This is a genomic window from Shewanella xiamenensis, assembly GCF_024971755.1.
GTDB classification, from domain to species: domain Bacteria; phylum Pseudomonadota; class Gammaproteobacteria; order Enterobacterales; family Shewanellaceae; genus Shewanella; species Shewanella xiamenensis.
In genome coordinates, this window is record NZ_CP079718.1 from 4672807 (window position 1) to 4690073 (window position 17267).

Annotated in this window: 17 protein-coding genes; 11 read left to right on the plus strand and 6 right to left on the minus strand. The window is 44.7% G+C overall.

What is annotated here, in order from left to right:
* Nucleotides 1–54 precede the first annotated feature (54 nt).
* The 7 genes from KXJ80_RS21575 (at nucleotide 55) to KXJ80_RS21605 (ending at nucleotide 5328) form a co-directional block, all read left to right on the plus strand.
* Nucleotides 55–1326 carry a type II secretion system F family protein gene (locus KXJ80_RS21575; protein ID WP_188871158.1) on the plus strand — a complete coding sequence of 424 codons (1272 nt, stop codon included), beginning with the start codon at nucleotides 55–57 and terminating at the stop codon, nucleotides 1324–1326.
* Between the two features lie 154 nt (nucleotides 1327–1480).
* Complete coding sequence (locus KXJ80_RS21580) at nucleotides 1481–2407, plus strand: prepilin peptidase (protein ID WP_218737569.1); 927 nt, start codon at nucleotides 1481–1483, stop codon at nucleotides 2405–2407.
* Between the two features lie 126 nt (nucleotides 2408–2533).
* A complete protein-coding gene (coaE, locus tag KXJ80_RS21585) occupies nucleotides 2534–3151 on the plus strand; it encodes a dephospho-CoA kinase (RefSeq protein ID WP_218737570.1) in 618 nt (205 codons plus the stop codon).
* On the plus strand, nucleotides 3144–3878 hold the full coding sequence (zapD, locus tag KXJ80_RS21590; RefSeq protein WP_037413632.1) for a cell division protein ZapD: 735 nt from the start codon (nucleotides 3144–3146) through the stop codon (nucleotides 3876–3878). Before coaE ends, zapD begins: the two co-directional genes overlap by 8 nt.
* A gap of 81 nt (nucleotides 3879–3959) precedes the next feature.
* Entirely contained in the window at nucleotides 3960–4169 is a 210-nt protein-coding gene (yacG, locus tag KXJ80_RS21595) for a DNA gyrase inhibitor YacG (protein ID WP_037413634.1), read from the plus strand.
* 83 nt (nucleotides 4170–4252) lie between these two features.
* On the plus strand, nucleotides 4253–4648 hold the full coding sequence (gene mutT, locus KXJ80_RS21600) for an 8-oxo-dGTP diphosphatase MutT (RefSeq protein WP_037413635.1): 396 nt from the start codon (nucleotides 4253–4255) through the stop codon (nucleotides 4646–4648).
* Between the two features lie 143 nt (nucleotides 4649–4791).
* Nucleotides 4792–5328, plus strand: a complete 537-nt coding sequence (locus tag KXJ80_RS21605) for a thioredoxin family protein (RefSeq protein WP_218737571.1) — start codon at nucleotides 4792–4794, stop codon at nucleotides 5326–5328.
* 74 nt (nucleotides 5329–5402) lie between these two features.
* On the opposite strand, the gene KXJ80_RS21610 is transcribed toward KXJ80_RS21605, so the two are convergent.
* Both KXJ80_RS21610 and rhlB read right to left on the minus strand, forming a co-directional pair.
* Entirely contained in the window at nucleotides 5403–6329 is a 927-nt protein-coding gene (locus KXJ80_RS21610) for a Ppx/GppA phosphatase family protein (RefSeq protein ID WP_037413637.1), read from the minus strand.
* Nucleotides 6330–7649 carry an ATP-dependent RNA helicase RhlB gene (rhlB, locus tag KXJ80_RS21615; RefSeq protein WP_037413639.1) on the minus strand — a complete coding sequence of 440 codons (1320 nt, stop codon included), beginning with the start codon at nucleotides 7647–7649 and terminating at the stop codon, nucleotides 6330–6332.
* Between the two features lie 151 nt (nucleotides 7650–7800).
* Between rhlB and trxA the strand changes: the two genes are divergently transcribed.
* Together trxA and rho are read left to right on the plus strand one after the other, a co-directional pair.
* Complete coding sequence (trxA, locus tag KXJ80_RS21620; protein ID WP_011070766.1) at nucleotides 7801–8127, plus strand: thioredoxin TrxA; 327 nt, start codon at nucleotides 7801–7803, stop codon at nucleotides 8125–8127.
* 212 nt (nucleotides 8128–8339) lie between these two features.
* Entirely contained in the window at nucleotides 8340–9605 is a 1266-nt protein-coding gene (gene rho / locus KXJ80_RS21625) for a transcription termination factor Rho (protein ID WP_037413641.1), read from the plus strand.
* Nucleotides 9606–9717: 112 nt separating this feature from the next.
* Here the strand turns inward: rho and KXJ80_RS21630 are convergent, their stop codons facing one another.
* From KXJ80_RS21630 to KXJ80_RS21645, 4 genes are all read right to left on the minus strand, one after another.
* Nucleotides 9718–13176, minus strand: coding sequence for a zinc-dependent metalloprotease (locus tag KXJ80_RS21630; protein ID WP_218737572.1), 3459 nt, complete (start codon nucleotides 13174–13176; stop codon nucleotides 9718–9720).
* 22 nt (nucleotides 13177–13198) lie between these two features.
* Nucleotides 13199–14068: a hypothetical protein gene (locus KXJ80_RS21635; RefSeq protein ID WP_047534358.1), complete on the minus strand. Its 870-nt coding sequence runs from the start codon at nucleotides 14066–14068 to the stop codon at nucleotides 13199–13201.
* 62 nt (nucleotides 14069–14130) lie between these two features.
* Complete coding sequence (locus tag KXJ80_RS21640; protein WP_218737573.1) at nucleotides 14131–14550, minus strand: hypothetical protein; 420 nt, start codon at nucleotides 14548–14550, stop codon at nucleotides 14131–14133.
* 301 nt (nucleotides 14551–14851) lie between these two features.
* On the minus strand, nucleotides 14852–15781 hold the full coding sequence (locus tag KXJ80_RS21645) for a LysR family transcriptional regulator (protein WP_218737574.1): 930 nt from the start codon (nucleotides 15779–15781) through the stop codon (nucleotides 14852–14854).
* Nucleotides 15782–15900: 119 nt separating this feature from the next.
* Here KXJ80_RS21645 and KXJ80_RS21650 point away from each other — a divergent pair, with 119 nt between their 5' ends.
* Nucleotides 15901–16923: a zinc-binding alcohol dehydrogenase family protein gene (locus KXJ80_RS21650; RefSeq protein WP_218737575.1), complete on the plus strand. Its 1023-nt coding sequence runs from the start codon at nucleotides 15901–15903 to the stop codon at nucleotides 16921–16923.
* Nucleotides 16920–17204, plus strand: coding sequence for a putative quinol monooxygenase (locus tag KXJ80_RS21655; RefSeq protein WP_218737576.1), 285 nt, complete (start codon nucleotides 16920–16922; stop codon nucleotides 17202–17204). Before KXJ80_RS21650 ends, KXJ80_RS21655 begins: the two co-directional genes overlap by 4 nt.
* Nucleotides 17205–17267: the final 63 nt, after the last annotated feature.

Consider the following 17267-nt stretch of genomic DNA (forward strand, 5'->3'; position numbering starts at 1 on the left):
CTAACAGTTGTGCAGCAACGTCCTTCTTAGCTTTACAACCAACAGGGATAATTTATGGCTACGGCAACCACAGTAAAAAAGCCTCGCCCAAAAAAGATTGAGCAAAAAAGCCAACCTAAAATTTATACCTTTGAATGGAAAGGTGTTAACCGCGACGGCCAAAAAACCAGTGGCGAACTGAGGGGGGCCTCTGCTGCTGAGGTTCGTAGCAAGTTAAAATCTCAAGGGGTAAATCCTAAAACCGTTCGCAAACAATCGGCCGCCTTATTTAAATTAGGCGATGCCAAAATTACCCCTATGGATATTGCTATGGTGACTCGGCAAATTGCCACCATGCTTGCCGCTGGGGTGCCATTAGTGACTACCATTGAATTACTGGGTCGCGGCCATGAAAAAGCAAAAATGCGTGAGCTGTTAGCGACAATTCTATCGGAGATCCAGTCAGGTATTCCGTTATCTGATGCTTTGCGTCCCCACCGACGTTACTTTGATGATCTTTATGTCGATTTAGTGGCGGCGGGTGAACATTCAGGCTCACTCGATGTAGTGTTTGATCGTATTGCGACCTACCGTGAAAAATCTGAAGCATTAAAATCTAAGATTAAAAAAGCCATGTTTTATCCGGCAGCAGTAGTAATAGTCGCTATTTTAGTAACGGCACTATTATTACTGTTTGTGGTGCCACAATTTGAAGATATTTTTAAGGGCTTTGGCGCCGAGTTACCTGCATTTACCCAATTGGTTTTGCATATCTCCCGCGGCCTACAATCCTCTTGGTATATCTTTTTGGGTGCCATAGTGGCTGGCGTATTTTTATTTGTGAGGGCTCATAGGAACTCGCAAATCGTGAGAGACAGAGTTGACGAAGTCATCTTAAAAATTCCAGCTATTGGTCCCATTCTACACAAAGGCGCTATGGCGCGTTTTGCCCGTACCTTAGCCACCACCTTTGCCGCTGGTGTCCCCTTAATCGACGGCTTAGAATCAGCCGCAGGGGCATCGGGCAATGCGGTATACCGTAAAGCCATCTTAAAAATCCGCCAGGAAGTGATGGCCGGGATGCAAATGAACGTGGCAATGCGAACCACAGGGCTGTTCCCCGATATGCTGATCCAAATGGTGATGATTGGCGAAGAATCAGGCTCTCTTGATAATATGCTTAATAAAGTTTCAACTATCTATGAGATGCAAGTTGACGATGCCGTTGATGGTTTATCCAGCCTAATTGAACCTATCATGATGGTGGTCATTGGTACTGTTGTTGGTGGCCTTATTGTCGCTATGTATTTACCCATCTTCCAAATGGGTAAGGTGGTTGGTGGCTAGAACGTTGCAAAAAGCACAGCAGCCAGAAAAAGCAAAACGGGCTACGCCCTTATGGATTCTAGGTTCTAGCAATAGCGCAGCGACGCCTGAGCAGCGAAGCGTCCTAGAGGCCTAAAATCCGTTTTACATTGAACAATATAATTAAGTAAGAATAATGACTGAATTTTTCACTTTATTGGGTCACACTTTTGACCAAGCACCATGGCTTTTTATCTGCTTAAGTTTTGTGTTTGCCGCAACTTTTGGCAGTTTTTTAAATGTGGTTATCCATCGTTTTCCGGTGATGATGAAGCGCGAATGGCAACAGGAATGTAATCAGTATCTGCAGGAATATCATGCAGATGTAGTCAAACAAGTCGGTTTAGAAAAGCTTAACAAGCCTATAGATAACTATCCTGAAAAATACAATCTAGTGGTACCAGGTTCTGCCTGCCCTAAATGCAAAACCGCCATCCAGCCTTGGCATAATTTACCCATTTTAGGTTGGTTAATGTTGAGGGGAAAATGCGCTGCCTGTCATGCCCCCATTTCCTCACGCTATCCGATTATTGAGCTAATAACAGGGTTACTCGTTGCAACACTCGCCTGGCATTTTGGCCCCAGCGGGCAATTTATATTTGCTGCAATACTCACTTTTGTGTTGATTGCGCTCACCGGAATCGATCTGGATGAAATGCTGCTTCCCGACCAGATGACACTTCCCCTGCTATGGTTAGGACTACTCATTAACCTCAACCATACCTTTACCAATCCAACCGATGCGATTATTGGTGCCACTGTAGGCTATTTAAGTTTATGGTCGATTTTTTGGCTATTTAAGCTGTTAACCGGTAAAGAAGGTATGGGCTATGGTGACTTTAAACTGCTTGCCGTATTTGGGGCTTGGCTTGGTTGGCAAATGTTGCCACTGGTGATTTTACTTTCATCCTTAGTGGGTGCCCTCGTTGGCATCACGCTGATCGTGACCAAACGTAATCAACTGGCAAATCCGATTCCCTTTGGTCCTTACATTGCCGCCGCAGGTTGGATCGCCCTAATATGGGGTCAACCTATTGTGGATTGGTATTTAAGTACGTTATAGAACTGGCTTCGGCCTTATAGATTCTAGGCTTTAGGTTCTAGAAGGAGCGCAGCGACGCCCTAGTAGGACGAAGTCCGCTCTAGGTCCTAGCAGCGTAGCGTCCTTCATCGCTTTTAAGAGAGTTTTATGTCCAAATTTGTTGTCGGTTTAACGGGCGGGATTGGCAGTGGTAAAACGACCGTGGCGAATCTGTTTGCGGCAGAAGGTGTTTGCCTAGTCGATGCCGATGTCGTTGCCCGAGAAGTCGTCGCACCAGGCACCTACGGATTAAACGCCATTATTGACCATTTTGGGACAGAAATCTTAACGGCCTCGGGTGAGGTTGACCGCGCAAAACTTAGGCAACGAGTGTTTAGCGATGAACAAGCGCGTCAGTGGTTAAATCAACTGCTGCACCCCATGATCCGCCAAGAAATGCTTTTGCAAGTCAAAAATGCCACCTCAGACTATGTAATTATGGTTGTACCCTTGCTATTTGAGAACGGGTTAGATAGGTTAGTCAATCGGACTTTAGTGGTGGATATTTCGCCAGAATTACAAATAAGCCGTACCGTAAAGCGGGACAATGTCGATGCAACTCAAGTAAATAACATCATTGAGAGCCAGTGTAGCCGCAGTGAAAAACTCGCTAGAGCCGATGACATTATTGATAATCAGGGAGAGATATCAACGCTAAAACAAGAGGTGCAAGCATTGCATCAGCGCTATTTACAATTATCTGGTAATCACAACGCCCATGACTGACTTAGTTTATGAACAGCCTTTAAATGAGAAGATCCGCAGCTACTTGCGGCTCGAATACCTCAACAAGCAGCTCTGTAATAACCTAAATCACGACCACCAGCATAGATGTTTCTACCCTCTGTTTTCCCTGTGCGAGCTCTCGGAGCGCTGCGACTACCGCAATGAAGTCCTCAAAGATATCGAGCGAAATCTACTGCAACTGAGCAAATGGCAAGAACTCGAGCATGTCGATAGCGAACAAATCCGCTTTTATATTCAAGCCTTAACCCAAGCCAGAGAGCCATTACAACGCCCCGAACGCTGTGGGAGCCAGCTAAAGCAAGACAGATTCTTATCTGCACTCAGACAACGCTTTGGTATGCCAGGTGCCTGCTGTAACTTCGACCTTCCCCAACTGCATTTTTGGCTCGCCAAACCCTGGGAAGAAAGACGCCAGGATTATCAAGCTTGGATAAGTCATTTCGATCCCCTACTCACACCCATCACGCTTTTGCTTCAACTGACCCGCAGTACCGCTGATTTCGATAATGCCACCGCTCATGCCGGTTTTTATCAAGGGGATAGCACTCAAGCCCTGTCATTAGTTCGAGTCAAAGTCGATGCTTCCCACGGTTGTTATCCCACGATCAGTGGCCATAAAAATCGTTATGCCATTCATTTTGTACAATTCGATCAACAACGCCACTCTGACCGTAGCATCGAATTCTTACTAGCGACCTGCGCGTGAAGCCTTTACACTAACGCCATTGATAACCGTTATTCGTTATTCGTTATTCGTTATTCAGCAGTAAATCAAGAGATCCCCATTATGCCGTTAACCGTCAACTGCCCAATTTGTAAAACCCCAGTACAATGGAGCCCTCAGTCAGAGTTCAAACCTTTTTGCAGTGAGCGCTGTAAGATGATCGATCTCGGTGATTGGGCATCTGAGAAACACGCCATTCCAGTCAAATCTGAGTTTGATGTCGACGCTTTAGACGAACTTGGTTACGACGAAGAAAGCTTCTTTAAAGAATAAGCCTCATACAACTCCGTATATTTACCAACGACCAGAACCGACGAGTCTCGGATTGTTGTTCATACAGTGATAAGTAGAAATTTATGACAAAACGTATTCATGTTGCCGTGGGCATTATTCTTAATACTGACGGACAAATCCTACTCGCCAAGCGCCCAGAGCATTTACATCAAGGCGGCAAATGGGAATTTCCCGGTGGAAAAGTGGAGCAAAACGAAACCGTTACCCAAGCCTTAATTCGTGAGTTAAAAGAAGAAGTGGCGCTTAACGTCCATTCGAGCGAACCTTTTATGGCCTTAAGCTACGACTACCCAGATAAACAGGTACTACTCGATATTCACACTGTGAGTGACTTTACGGGCGAGGCGCAAGGGCTTGAAGGCCAACAAATCGTCTGGGTCGATAAGCACGAGCTCACCCATTACGACTTCCCTGATGCTAATAAACCTATCCTCGCCAAGCTATTAGCACAAAACTAATCACATCTTTTTATGGGTAACAGCCAGATTTACATTAGCGATACGTGATCTGGCTTGCAGCAAATTCATTCACAACTTTTACAAAACGTAAATTAGTGCTTGAATGCAAATTCATTATTCTTCTTCGATTTTGAGGGCATATCATGCACAATAACGTTAAAGCATTACTCGCCATGACCGCGTTATTTTTTAGTTGCCAAGTACTAGCAAATGGCGGCTGTGGCTTTGAAGAGCAAAAACAGGGCTTGATTGCCACCTGCAGCGAGGAGAAACAAGAAGTGATTTTAACCGGTGTAGTTGAAGCGCAACATTTAGTAAAAGATCTCAATGAGTTTGCTGAGGGCTACAAAAGCTACCAAGTCGATACCGACGCCTTAGCACCACTCAAAAAAGTCACAGAACCAACAGAAATCGTCGTGATTATTGGTACTTGGTGCCCAGACTGTCATCGCGAAACGCCACGTTTTATCCGCATTATCGAAGAAGTGGCAAACCCCAATATTAAAGTGACTTATATTGGTGTCGATCGAAGCAAGCAAGACCCTGAAGGACTGGCGGCAAAATACGAATTCAAACGTATTCCTACCTTTATCGTGCAACAACAAGGTAAAGAAATTGGCCGCATTGTTGAACGCCCAACCGTTTCGCTCGAAAAAGATTTAGCCGAAATCTTAAAGTAACCCAATCCATTAAAAGATAAAGGCCGTCAAGTGTGCACTTGACGGCCTTTATCTTTTTTAAATGGGCTTGAGAGTTAAATCGCTTCTTCTAAAATCCGCTGCGCCAGCATCACTAACACACCCTCACGCAATGCTCCACCTGATAGCGCCAACTGCTCAATTCCTAAGAGTTCAAAGAGCGCAAGTAAAATCGCCACCCCTGCGGCAAATGTCGGCGCACGTTCGGCGCTTAAGCCGATAATTCCCTCAAGACTCACATCTTCCTCGGCGAGGATTTCCGCTTTCAGCTGTGTCAGCACAGCCAAAGTGATGATTTCAGACTGCTTACGGTGCATTAGCACTTCGACCACAGATTGCACTGCGCCAGAAGCCCCCACTACACAGTGCCATCCTAAGTCTTTTAGCCTTTGCCTATGTTCACCTAAGACTGCTAGCACTTCCTGTTTAGCATCGTCAAAATCGAGCTCTTGCAACGGCGCGTTGTTGAAGAAACGGCGGTTAAAGGTCACGCTGCCCATAGGCAAGCTAGTCTTAAACTGAACCTGATGACCATCCCCGATAATAAATTCGGTACTTGCTCCGCCAATATCAATCACTAAGCGTCGACCTTGGCCACAGGTTGTTGCCACCATACCTTGATAAATCAGCTCAGCTTCACGCATGCCCGAAATAATCTCAATCGGGTGACCGAGAAGGGGAATTGCCCTCTGGTTAAACTCGTCGGCGTTATTGATAGTACGCAGTGTTGCTGTGGCAATCACAGCAACATGATTAGGATGGACTTTATGTAGTGCTAACATTTGGGCAAACATGGCGAGGCAATCTAAACCTCGTTGCATCACTTCCTGTGATAAATAACCGTCTTCGCCAATCCCTTCGGCTAACCTTACTTTACGTTTGTACTTAGCAATAATATGTGGCTGACCACCTTTTGTTTTAGCGATCAGCATATTAAAACTGTTAGAGCCTAAAGTAATGGCAGCATAAGCGGGTGTTGGCATTTACGGCTGTCTACGCGTCCTGTCATGGCGAGGTGGACGACCACCACTACGATGTGCACCTTGAGTACGACTCACCCCAGAGCGCTCACGTAAATTACGAGCTCCCGCTGGATGTTTACGATGAATCTTAGCTGGCTGTGGAATATCATCCAGTAACGCATCACGGTCATAATTACTCACTGGGATTGAGTGATTAATATAAGTCTCAATCGCTGGTAAGTTTAGTGCGTATTCTTCACAGGCAAAACTAACTGATACCCCTTTGTTACCCGCTCGCCCAGTACGACCAATACGGTGGACGTAATCTTCACAATCATCAGGTAAATCATAATTGTAAACATGGGAAACATCGGAGATATGCAGGCCGCGTGCAGCCACGTCAGTCGCAACCAAGATATCTAATTGACCTTGCGTAAATTGCTCTAGGATTCGAATACGTTTCTTCTGTGGTACATCCCCAGTGAGCAAACCCACACGGTGACCATCACCCTCAAGCCAAGCCCATAAGTTCTCACAGCTATGCTTAGTGTTTGAAAAAACAATGGCTTTCTCAGGCCAATCTTCTTCAATCAGCGTTAGCAATAAACGCATCTTATCTTCTTGGGAAGGATAGAAAATTTCTTCTTTGATATTCTTTGAGGTTTTTTCTTCGGGGGCAATTTCGACTTTCACCGGATCATTCATATGATCATAAGCCAACTCTTGCACCTTCATCGAAAGCGTCGCTGAAAACAACATGTTCAGGCGCTGATCGGCATTAGGCATGCGTCGGAATAAGAAACGAATATCCTTGATAAAACCGAGGTCGAACATACGATCGGCTTCATCTAACACCACGGCTTGAATCGCATTTAAGCTAATAATGCCCTGACGCACATAATCGATAATCCGTCCGGTTGTACCGATTAAGATGTCAACACCTTGGTCAAGCACTTTACGTTGGACGTCATAACTCTCACCACCATAAACAATCCCCACCTTTAAGCGAGTATGTTTCGCGAGTAAAATCGCGTCCTTAGCAATTTGAATGGCTAATTCACGGGTGGGCGCCATGATAATGGCACGCGGTTGATTTAATTGACGTCCTTCAGGAACAGGGGTCGACAATAAATGGTTAAATGTGGCAACCAAAAACGCCATTGTCTTGCCAGTGCCCGTCTGAGCTTGGCCAGCGATATCTTTTGATTGAAGTAATACGGGTAATGATAACGCCTGAATCGGCGTACAAAATTCAAAGCCGTTCTCGGCAAGGGCCTGTTTAACCTCAGGATGCAGAGGTAAGTCGGCAAATTTTTGATTTGATAAATGTGTTTGGCTCATAGCGCAAGCATACCATTTGGGGTTGCAATAAGATACTCGATCGTTTGAAATAGCCACATTGTAAAAGGTAACTTGAAAAGCTATTTTTCAGCCCCAATATACATGGTAAGCCATTAACAAACCAGCAATGGCAACCAAACTGGAGAACATCATGAGCGATAAAATTATATACCTGAGCGACGACAGCTTCGAAAACGACGTATTAAAGGCCGATTTACCAGTATTGGTAGACTTTTGGGCTGAATGGTGTGGTCCATGTAAAATGATCGCGCCAATCCTTGACGACGTTGCCGAAGAGTATGCCGGTCGCGTAACTATCGCTAAATTAAACGTTGACCAGAACAACGTTTCTCCAGCGAAATACGGCGTTCGCGGCATTCCAACATTGCTGTTATTCAAAAACGGTGAGTTGGCAGCGACCAAAGTTGGCGCGCTCTCTAAAACTCAGTTAAAAGAGTTTATCGACGCACAAATCTAATTTGTTGTCGTTATGAGTGACCTCCGGCACAAGCTGAAATTAAATTGTGCCGGAATGCCCCTAAATTTCTGGACGCCCCGCTTTGTTAGTGCTACTTTAATAACCAGATTCTTTCTAACTAAACCACTTCTCGCTCGTCAATCACTATCCTGAATCACAAACTTTACTGATTGATCGCGGTAAGCTTTGTCGCGTAACACAAGATCCCCAACATGAACTTAACTGAATTAAAAGACACGCCGATATCCGACCTAGTTTCGCTAGCCGAAAACATGAAACTCGAAAATATGGCCCGTGCTCGCAAGCAGGACATTATTTTCTCCATCCTTAAAGCCCACGCCAAAAGTGGCGAAGACATTTTCGGTGGCGGTGTATTAGAGATACTCCAAGACGGATTCGGTTTCTTACGAAGTGCAGATGGATCTTACTTAGCTGGCCCTGATGATATTTACGTGTCACCAAGCCAAATTCGCCGTTTCAACATGCGAACGGGTGACACCATTTTTGGTAAGATTCGCCCACCAAAAGAAGGTGAACGTTATTTTGCCCTGTTAAAAGTTAACGAAGTTAACTTTGATAAACCTGAAAACTCTCGCAATAAAATCCTCTTTGAAAACTTAACCCCACTCCACGCAGAAGAACGTATGCGTATGGAGCGTGGTAATGGCTCAACTGAAGACATCACTGCCCGTATTCTGGATTTATGCTCACCTATCGGTAAAGGTCAACGTGGTCTGATCGTTGCGCCACCAAAAGCGGGTAAAACGCTATTACTGCAAAACATTGCGCAATCCATTACCTACAACAACCCTGAAGTGGTATTGATGGTTCTGCTGATCGATGAACGCCCAGAAGAAGTAACCGAGATGCAACGCCTCGTTAAAGGTGAGGTTATTGCATCTACCTTCGACGAACCAGCAAGCCGTCACGTACAAGTGGCTGAAATGGTTATTGAAAAGGCTAAACGTTTAGTCGAACACAAAAAAGACGTGGTGATTCTGCTCGACTCTATCACCCGTTTGGCGCGTGCTTACAACACTGTAATCCCTTCATCAGGCAAAGTGTTAACCGGTGGTGTGGACGCCAACGCCCTGCATCGTCCAAAACGCTTCTTCGGTGCAGCACGTAACATCGAACACGGCGGCAGCTTAACCATTATCGCGACTGCGTTAGTCGATACAGGTTCTAAGATGGACGAAGTGATTTACGAAGAGTTTAAAGGTACTGGTAACCAAGAGCTGCATCTGTCACGCAAAGCCGCTGAAAAACGCGTCTTCCCTGCGATTGACTTTAACCGCAGTGGTACTCGTCGTGAAGAGAAGCTGACAAATCCAGACGAACTGCAAAAAATGTGGATCCTGCGTAAGATCCTCAATCCAATGGATGAAGTCAGTGCAATGGAATTCCTCATTGATAAGCTGGCGATGACTAAGACTAACGAAGAATTCTTCACCGCGATGAAACGCGCAAAGTCTTAAGCCATATAAGATTGTATGAATAATAAGGCCGCTCACTGAGCGGCCTTTTTTACGTTTTACACATGGTGATGGATTGCAAAGCCGCGGGTGCGGCTCACTCGATTCAAGTGACTTAATCAAGCACAGGTAAATAACTGAGTACTAACTGATCTCGGCTTAGTTGCCCATCAATTATCTCACCTACTGTACCGTTGTTTAACTTGATGGCAAGCGTGGCCTCGCCGACCTGCGCCTTAAAGGTTTCCATTTCTTTAATTCGGTTGATCAGCGCCAATGCTAAAGTGTTTTCTGCGGTCGCAGCATACACACGGCCATTTACTGTCACTTCCGCTTGTGTGGCTAATGCAGGGCCGGCTAGATGAATACCGACGTATTCACGCCATACTCTGGCTTTTTGCTCGCCTTGATAATCACTGTCAACCGATGCAAGCACCACTTGGCGTAATATCATCTGCAATAAATTGCTCTTACCTTTTGGTTGGCCGTTAACAGTATCAAATTGGAAGTAACGTGAAACTGAACGATCGTAATTAGGTAATGGCTCAATACTTTGTTGGGCAAAATCAGTGTAATAAGGCAGATAGCTATCGAGCTTACCACTCACGCCACAGCTTTCGGTAAAGAGCGGTGCATTACCACGAGTCAGCCCAGGGCCTTCACCCATGGTCATCTTACACAACATGTCTTGGAACACTGGACCCACATTCGGTAAATCAACCAATGCTTTGTAACCACGACTCGATGTGCTGCGGGGCGTTGTACGTGATACTAAGGCTCGCACGGCTAACAATTTATCAGGCCATACACCTAACACGTCGCGCTCATTCACATACGGATGGTTAGGTGAGGATGCAGGCGTTTTAATACCATTGAGTAAGCGGCCCGAAAAGCTAACATCAGCCGTTAATAAATCCTGAAATTGAGGATTTATTTGCGATTTAATGATCAACTCTTTCAAGGCTTCTGGGGAATCAGAGAACTGACTGATCACCTCACCCGGCTCAAATTGCGCCTTCATATCGCCGCTTTTAAAACGATATTGCTCAAGTACCTTAGCAAAATTGTACTGCTGTCTTAACGCTACGCTGCCATCAGCTTGCTTGTATGTGACGTCCAATGTGGCGTCGTTTTCTCCCACTAGCTTAAGGAAGAAGTCGGCCGACTGATTCATCGCCCGCTGATTCGCACAATACCAAGCCTCGCTACCTGCCGCAGCCAGTCGGTCGCACTCACCAGCAAAAAAGTTTTCTGATAGACCAAATAATTGCTCTAAAAAGCTCACATCTTCAATGAATTGACGTATCTCATCAAACTGAACTTTACGATTGATGGTGTAACTTAGACTATGATCCTCAAACAAAGATTGACGATTATGGCGTAGGTTCATGGTCTCGTAGCTATCAAAATACTTATCGATATAGAACTGGTTAATATCATCTAAGTTTTTACCCGCATCACCACGATTACAGTTGCTGTTAAGGGACACATGTTCATCTGTGCAATAAGAATACTGACGTAGGCTATTGTTTTGCTCAATATTGTAAAGCGCGCCAAATCGGGTATCCCCGTTAACAATGCCTTTGGCAAGTTCGTCGCGACGCTTAGCATCTTCCGCTTTGAGCGATACAAATTCGTTAGCCTTTGTTTCCACTTCGCGGGCATAGCCAAAACGTAACGCCGCTAAGTCATAGGGTTCAAACGTGGTTGCAAACCGATTCACGTTGTAGTCCATTTGGCTCGAAAACTCGGCATTAACAGTAATATCTGGGTAACCTGCATCGCTAAAGGCGGCTTTTAACTCCGTCAATTGTGCTTGGTTAAAGGTATTGTCGTGGTCGCGACTCCCAGCAAAGTTATGTCTTAAGCCAAAGGTATGCCCTAATTCATGGGTCAAGGTGCCGGCAAATGCTTGTGCAGCAAGGGCTGTAGTTAATGAGTCTTGTAAACTTATCGGCAAATCTTCAAATGCCGCTAATTTACCGCCCACTTTGCCATCAACCCACATTTCGGCTTTTTTCCAATCAATTTCATGACCTTTGATACCGCGAGGTAATTCACGATTACTACCACCTGTAGCAAACACGGTATCCACATGCATCATTGAATTTTCAGACCAAAACGCTTGTGTTTTTTCATCAAAATCCGCCAAAGCATCGAGACTATTATCCTTAGGCGTTAATAACATTGATTTGGGTGCTGCAATAAGCTGCTGAGTCGGTTGTTCAAATGCAGCCGTCTCAACTGGCACAGTATCAACGCTGACATCTGGCTTGTTCAAATTCGACACATAAGGCTCGCCCGTTAACGATGTGACTGAATTCGCGTCCAATTTGCCTCTGTTATAATCTAAACGCACTTGGCGATAGTAACGTACTGCGCCTTGTTTTAGATTCGAGCTGTATTGATTGACTCGCGCACTCACAATTTCGCCTGTAAGCGGGTTTGCCGCGGATGGGCCATAACCCGCCAAACCATTATCCAGCGGTTCATCAAATAAAGTGATGTTGCTATAGCGCAGGTCGCCATGGCGTTTATCGTGGGCTTGCTCAAGTTTTATCTGTGGGAAACCCGTTTTATACAACTTGTTTTGAATATTAATTGCCGTCACGGACTCGATAGCAGCATCCAAAAAGGGTTTATTTTTCGCATCGTAGAAATTATTACTCAAGTAATAAGTCAGTTCCGATTTGGCCGGATTGAAGCGATTCATGTAGGTACGCACATACCCGTCAACGCCCTCTGAATCAGTCGCATCACGGTAAGTATGGGAAGAGGTAAAGAAACCAAATGCGCCCTTTTCATTTTCGGCATAGGGAATCGCTTGATAGTCTTTACTGGCTAACTGATCCACTGCCACAATCGAAATAAACTCAGTGGTCGTAAAGGATAGATTGTCGAGATTGCCACCGTAAAATTGGTTAAAGCAACTTGGTGAAGCTTGATAGGTATGCTCAATTTCAAAGTTAACCACGCCCTTGGCCAAATCCATCTCATAGCCTTTTTGGCCTTGAGTATTTACTAGTCGTGGGGCCTCTGTTTCAGTCACACATTCACCAAAGGTAAATATGTCATTAATGCCCAACTCGGCAATTTTAGCTTTGGCAAAATCGGGGACAAAGTAGCGCTTATCCTGCCATGTTAAATTAGCATCGGTGTTAACTTGCTCTACGTTAATACACTCACGCCATTTATCTTCGGTACATTTAAAGTCGATATATTCGCCAGGAATGGTTAACACTGGCGCTTGGTTATATTCATTAGAATAACGGCTGTCATGGCCTAATCCGATATTATCTCGGTCAATTTGACGTACTTGGATACCATTCTCCGTTTTATGCAAGGTTACCAACTTAGGATCACCTTGGGTAAAACCTCGCACCTCGGCGGCATAACGCGGAGCTTTACCCACGCTGCGAATGTAGAGATATTGCCGCTCAGTTGCTTTATCGATGTCGGCAGTGGTGACTTGCTTCTCATCTTTGGGGAGTTCTTTATAAGGCTCATCACCGGCACCACACCCCACAAGGGTCAGTGCGCTGGTTATCGCCAGACATACCATGGACTTCTTCATAGATTCCTCTTAACTACTGTTTTTATAGATATTTAGTAACTGACAAATAAAAGGTTGAACTCTTTTTGTCATAAATCTCAAATCCCTGAGATGTCCCCACTTCTGGGTTATAGAAACGACCACTATTGTTATGACCAACAGCCAACACCCAGTCAGGCTTAAACGACCAACCGAGTTCTTGGGCAAAGGTAAATTGATCATCGAGTCGACGACCGTAATAGTTTTTGGAGACTCGATAACGACCACTCACATCCAAATACCAATTAGCCGTAATTTGCCAATAAGCATCGAGTAATCCATCGAGTTGTTGTTCAACTAACACGCGCTCACCAGCGGTTTTGTATTGGTAAGCGTTGTAGCGATAGCGCGGTGAAAAATAAAAACTTAGGTTATCTAGCGGGCTCCAAAATAAGTACGCAGCAATACGCGGTGCATATTGCAACCTATCCAATTTTGATTCGCGCTCTGCGGGCAAATACACACCTAAACTGCCTTTGAATGAGACGGTATCGCTTAAGGCATACAGTGGTGTGCGGTATTCCAGCAAAGGGTCATAAAAACTGGACTCTTTGCCATGCAATGTTTGCTTTTCGCCCCCAAGGGTAAACAGCACATTGCCCCAATTTGCCTTGTAATCGATCCGGCTATCGATGTTATAGGCTTGATAGGCGTAATAACTATCCGAGTCATAAATGTTTCGGGTAAACCCAACATTAACGTAGCCAGACCATTTTGCAGCTTGTGCATCCGTGGCTAACTCAAATTCATTGACAGCCAATACTTGGCCGACAAATGAAAAACTCGCCAGCATCACCTGCAAGCAGAAAAGCACAGACCATTTATTTCGTCGACGAGAAATCGACGAATAATATTGATTATTCGTTGGTTGCATAATAAAACCTTGATTTATATTTTTATGAAAATATTGATAGTGAGCATGCGCTCTGTATAGCGCTAGGATGTACTTGCTTGAATAGACTTTATCCAATTAAGTAAAATGGAATAATAATGTTCCAAATTAAGAATGTAACTACGCAGAAAAATAGCTGAAATGAAATAAATAACACCAAATAAAACAAAAAAAGACAGTCCAATAAATATGCTTTCAAAATTAGTTTCACAAAACCAATTCCAAAGTGTAACGCTATATTCATTCTGTACGATTGTCGATTTATGGCCCACAAACTCACTCTGCGCCACAAGTGTCGAAGCCATTAAAAAATCATTCTTTTCAAAAGAATAAATTTCATTTTTAGCAGAAACACTTAGCGATAAGCTCAACCATAATATTCCGATCACCAGTAATCCACCGACTATTGGATGAAGATGTTTCGGTATTTTTGAGTAATTTTTTGTGGCTAATTTAGTTAACATTTTCAGTCAATACGTCATACTATAAATAATCTCCACTGTGACCCACAGTTAAAGATACAAAACGATACATTTATCGCATCATACGCACGAAAAAAAATGCTTTTCAACTCAAGCCAGCGACAACTCATATGCAATTAAAATAAATATGAGTTAGATCAGAAAAAATTAGCGACATTAAACATAAACAACACAATTCATAACAGAAAAAACCGCCATAAAAAACAATTTAAAAACAGATTAAAAACAATAAATAACAACATGCAGTGCGATTATTTACATATGCCACCATAATGCAAATAGCTTAACGGTAGTTTGGGATAATATGATGAGCAGACAGTTGAGTTTGCAATTCTTTACAACGGCGACGTAACATTTCGCGAAGCAGTAACACCACGGGTGTGACATGTTCGCGTCCTGGGCACACTAAGTATAAATTGACCGACTCGCCGCGATATTCTGGTAACAAGGGCACTAAACGCCCAGCCATAATATCCTCTGCCAAATCTAAGCTCGACTTAAACACTAACCCCTTTCCTGCTACCGCCCAGCGGCGCGCAATTTCAGCATCATTCGCACTACGATTCCCCGTGACGCGAACTTTACATTCCTGGCCATCACGCTCAAATTGCCATTGATCGTGAGTTCTCTCATCTAACTTATAAAACAAGCAATTATGTTGTGTTAGCTGCTCTAAGGTTTCGGGTTGACCAAATTTAGCAAGATAGTCCGGCGATGCACATAACACTCTGTCGGCACTGCAAATCGGAAAGGCAACTTGATTAGAATCCTGCGGCTTACCATAACGCACCGCCACATCAATTTTATCGTGGTAAAAACTGCTGATATTGTCGCCTAAATGCAGACGCACTTGCAGCTGTGGAAAATCCAAGAGAAAGTCATCGAGCCAAGGGACAAATAAGTTTCGCCCAAAGTCAGATGAAACCGACAGGCTTAAGGTGCCAGAGACCTTACCTTTATCGCTGGCAATCGCCTGCTCTCCAAGGGCGAGATCACTTAAGGCGCGGCGGCAATGGATCAGGTAACGCTCCCCTTGAGCGGTTAATCTAAGGCTGCGAGTCGTGCGCACAAACAAACTCGTATCAAGCTGTTTTTCAAGACGTTTAATCGCTGCGCTCGCTGAAGCAGCAGAGAGGTCCATTTCGGCCGCTGCGGCCGAAATGCTGCCGCAATCGGCAACGCGAACAAATAAGGCGAGATCATTAAGCAACATGATTATCAAATTTCCTTTGAAAAAATTACAAACTTTACCCCGTTTATCTAAAGGTTAATATTTCACACAATGGTGCTCAATGACAAGTGACAGACATGAGTCGCCAGTGAGGAATGATTATGAGAGCCGTAGGTTACCAAACAGCAGGCGCAGTCAATGCGCATAATGCATTAGAAAATATAACATTAGCCAAACCAACTCCAACGGGTTTTGATTTGTTAGTCGAGGTTAAGGCCATATCGGTTAACCCCGTTGATACCAAGATCCGCGCATCAAGCTCAGCGCCTGCTGGGGAGTATAAAATCCTCGGTTGGGATGCAGTTGGAGTTGTTAAAGCCGTGGGTGACAAGGTGAGTCTGTTTAAAGTAGGTGATGAGGTCTGGTACGCCGGCGATATCAGCCGCAGCGGTAGCTATGCCGAATATCAGTTAGTTGATGAGCGCATTGTGGGCCATAAACCGCAAACCTTAACTTATGCCCAGGCTGCGGCGCTCCCCTTAACGAGTATCACGGCTTGGGAATTGCTGTTTGACCGTTTAGGTCTACCGCAGGACAGCTCAGCCACGGATGCACGCATTCTGATTATCGGTGCCGCTGGCGGTGTGGGTTCGATTATCACTCAACTGGCGGTCAAATTGACTGGAGCAGAGGTTATCGGTACCGCATCACGGCCAGAATCAGCAACTTGGGTGCAAACCTTAGGTGCCGATGCAGTGATTAATCACAATAAATCCCTCTCGGAAGAGCTGGCTAAGCTCGATATTGCCGATGTCACCCATGTGATTAGCCTGACCCAAACCGATAAGCACTTTGACGAAATTGTAAAAGTGCTCAAACCACAAGGAAAACTGGCACTGATTGATGATCCGGTAGCCCCGTTAGATGTGATGAAGCTTAAGCGTAAAAGCCTGTCGCTGCATTGGGAGCTCATGTTTACCCGCAGCCTGTATCAAACCGAGGATATGATTGCCCAGCACCATCTACTCAATCGCATTGCAGAGCTTATCGATACCGGCAAAGTAAAAAGCACCTTTGGTGAGCATTACGGCACGATTAATGCGCAAAACTTGCTAAAGGCCCATGCACAAATTGAGTCGGGCAAAGCGATTGGTAAAATTGTGCTTGAGGGATTTAGCCAATGAAAATCACGGTTTTTGCGCAAATCCAAGCGCATTCAGGCCAGAGTGATTCACTCTTTAAAGTCCTCAAACAACTGGTAAGTGACACCCACACCGAGGCAGGTTGTTTGGAGTATACGCTGCATTATTCTTTAGATAATGCTAATCAGTTTTGGATGTATGAAGTGTGGCAATCCCAAGCAGCACTGGATGCGCATATGGCAAGCCCACACTTTAATACCTTTGTCGCCACCTCCGAGCTGTTAGTAGAGAAAGTCGAGATCCATAAGTGTTATGCTTGCTAGCATCACCAACAAGAAAGCGCCAAATTTGGCGCTTTCTATTTTTAAATCAACTGCGTAAATAAA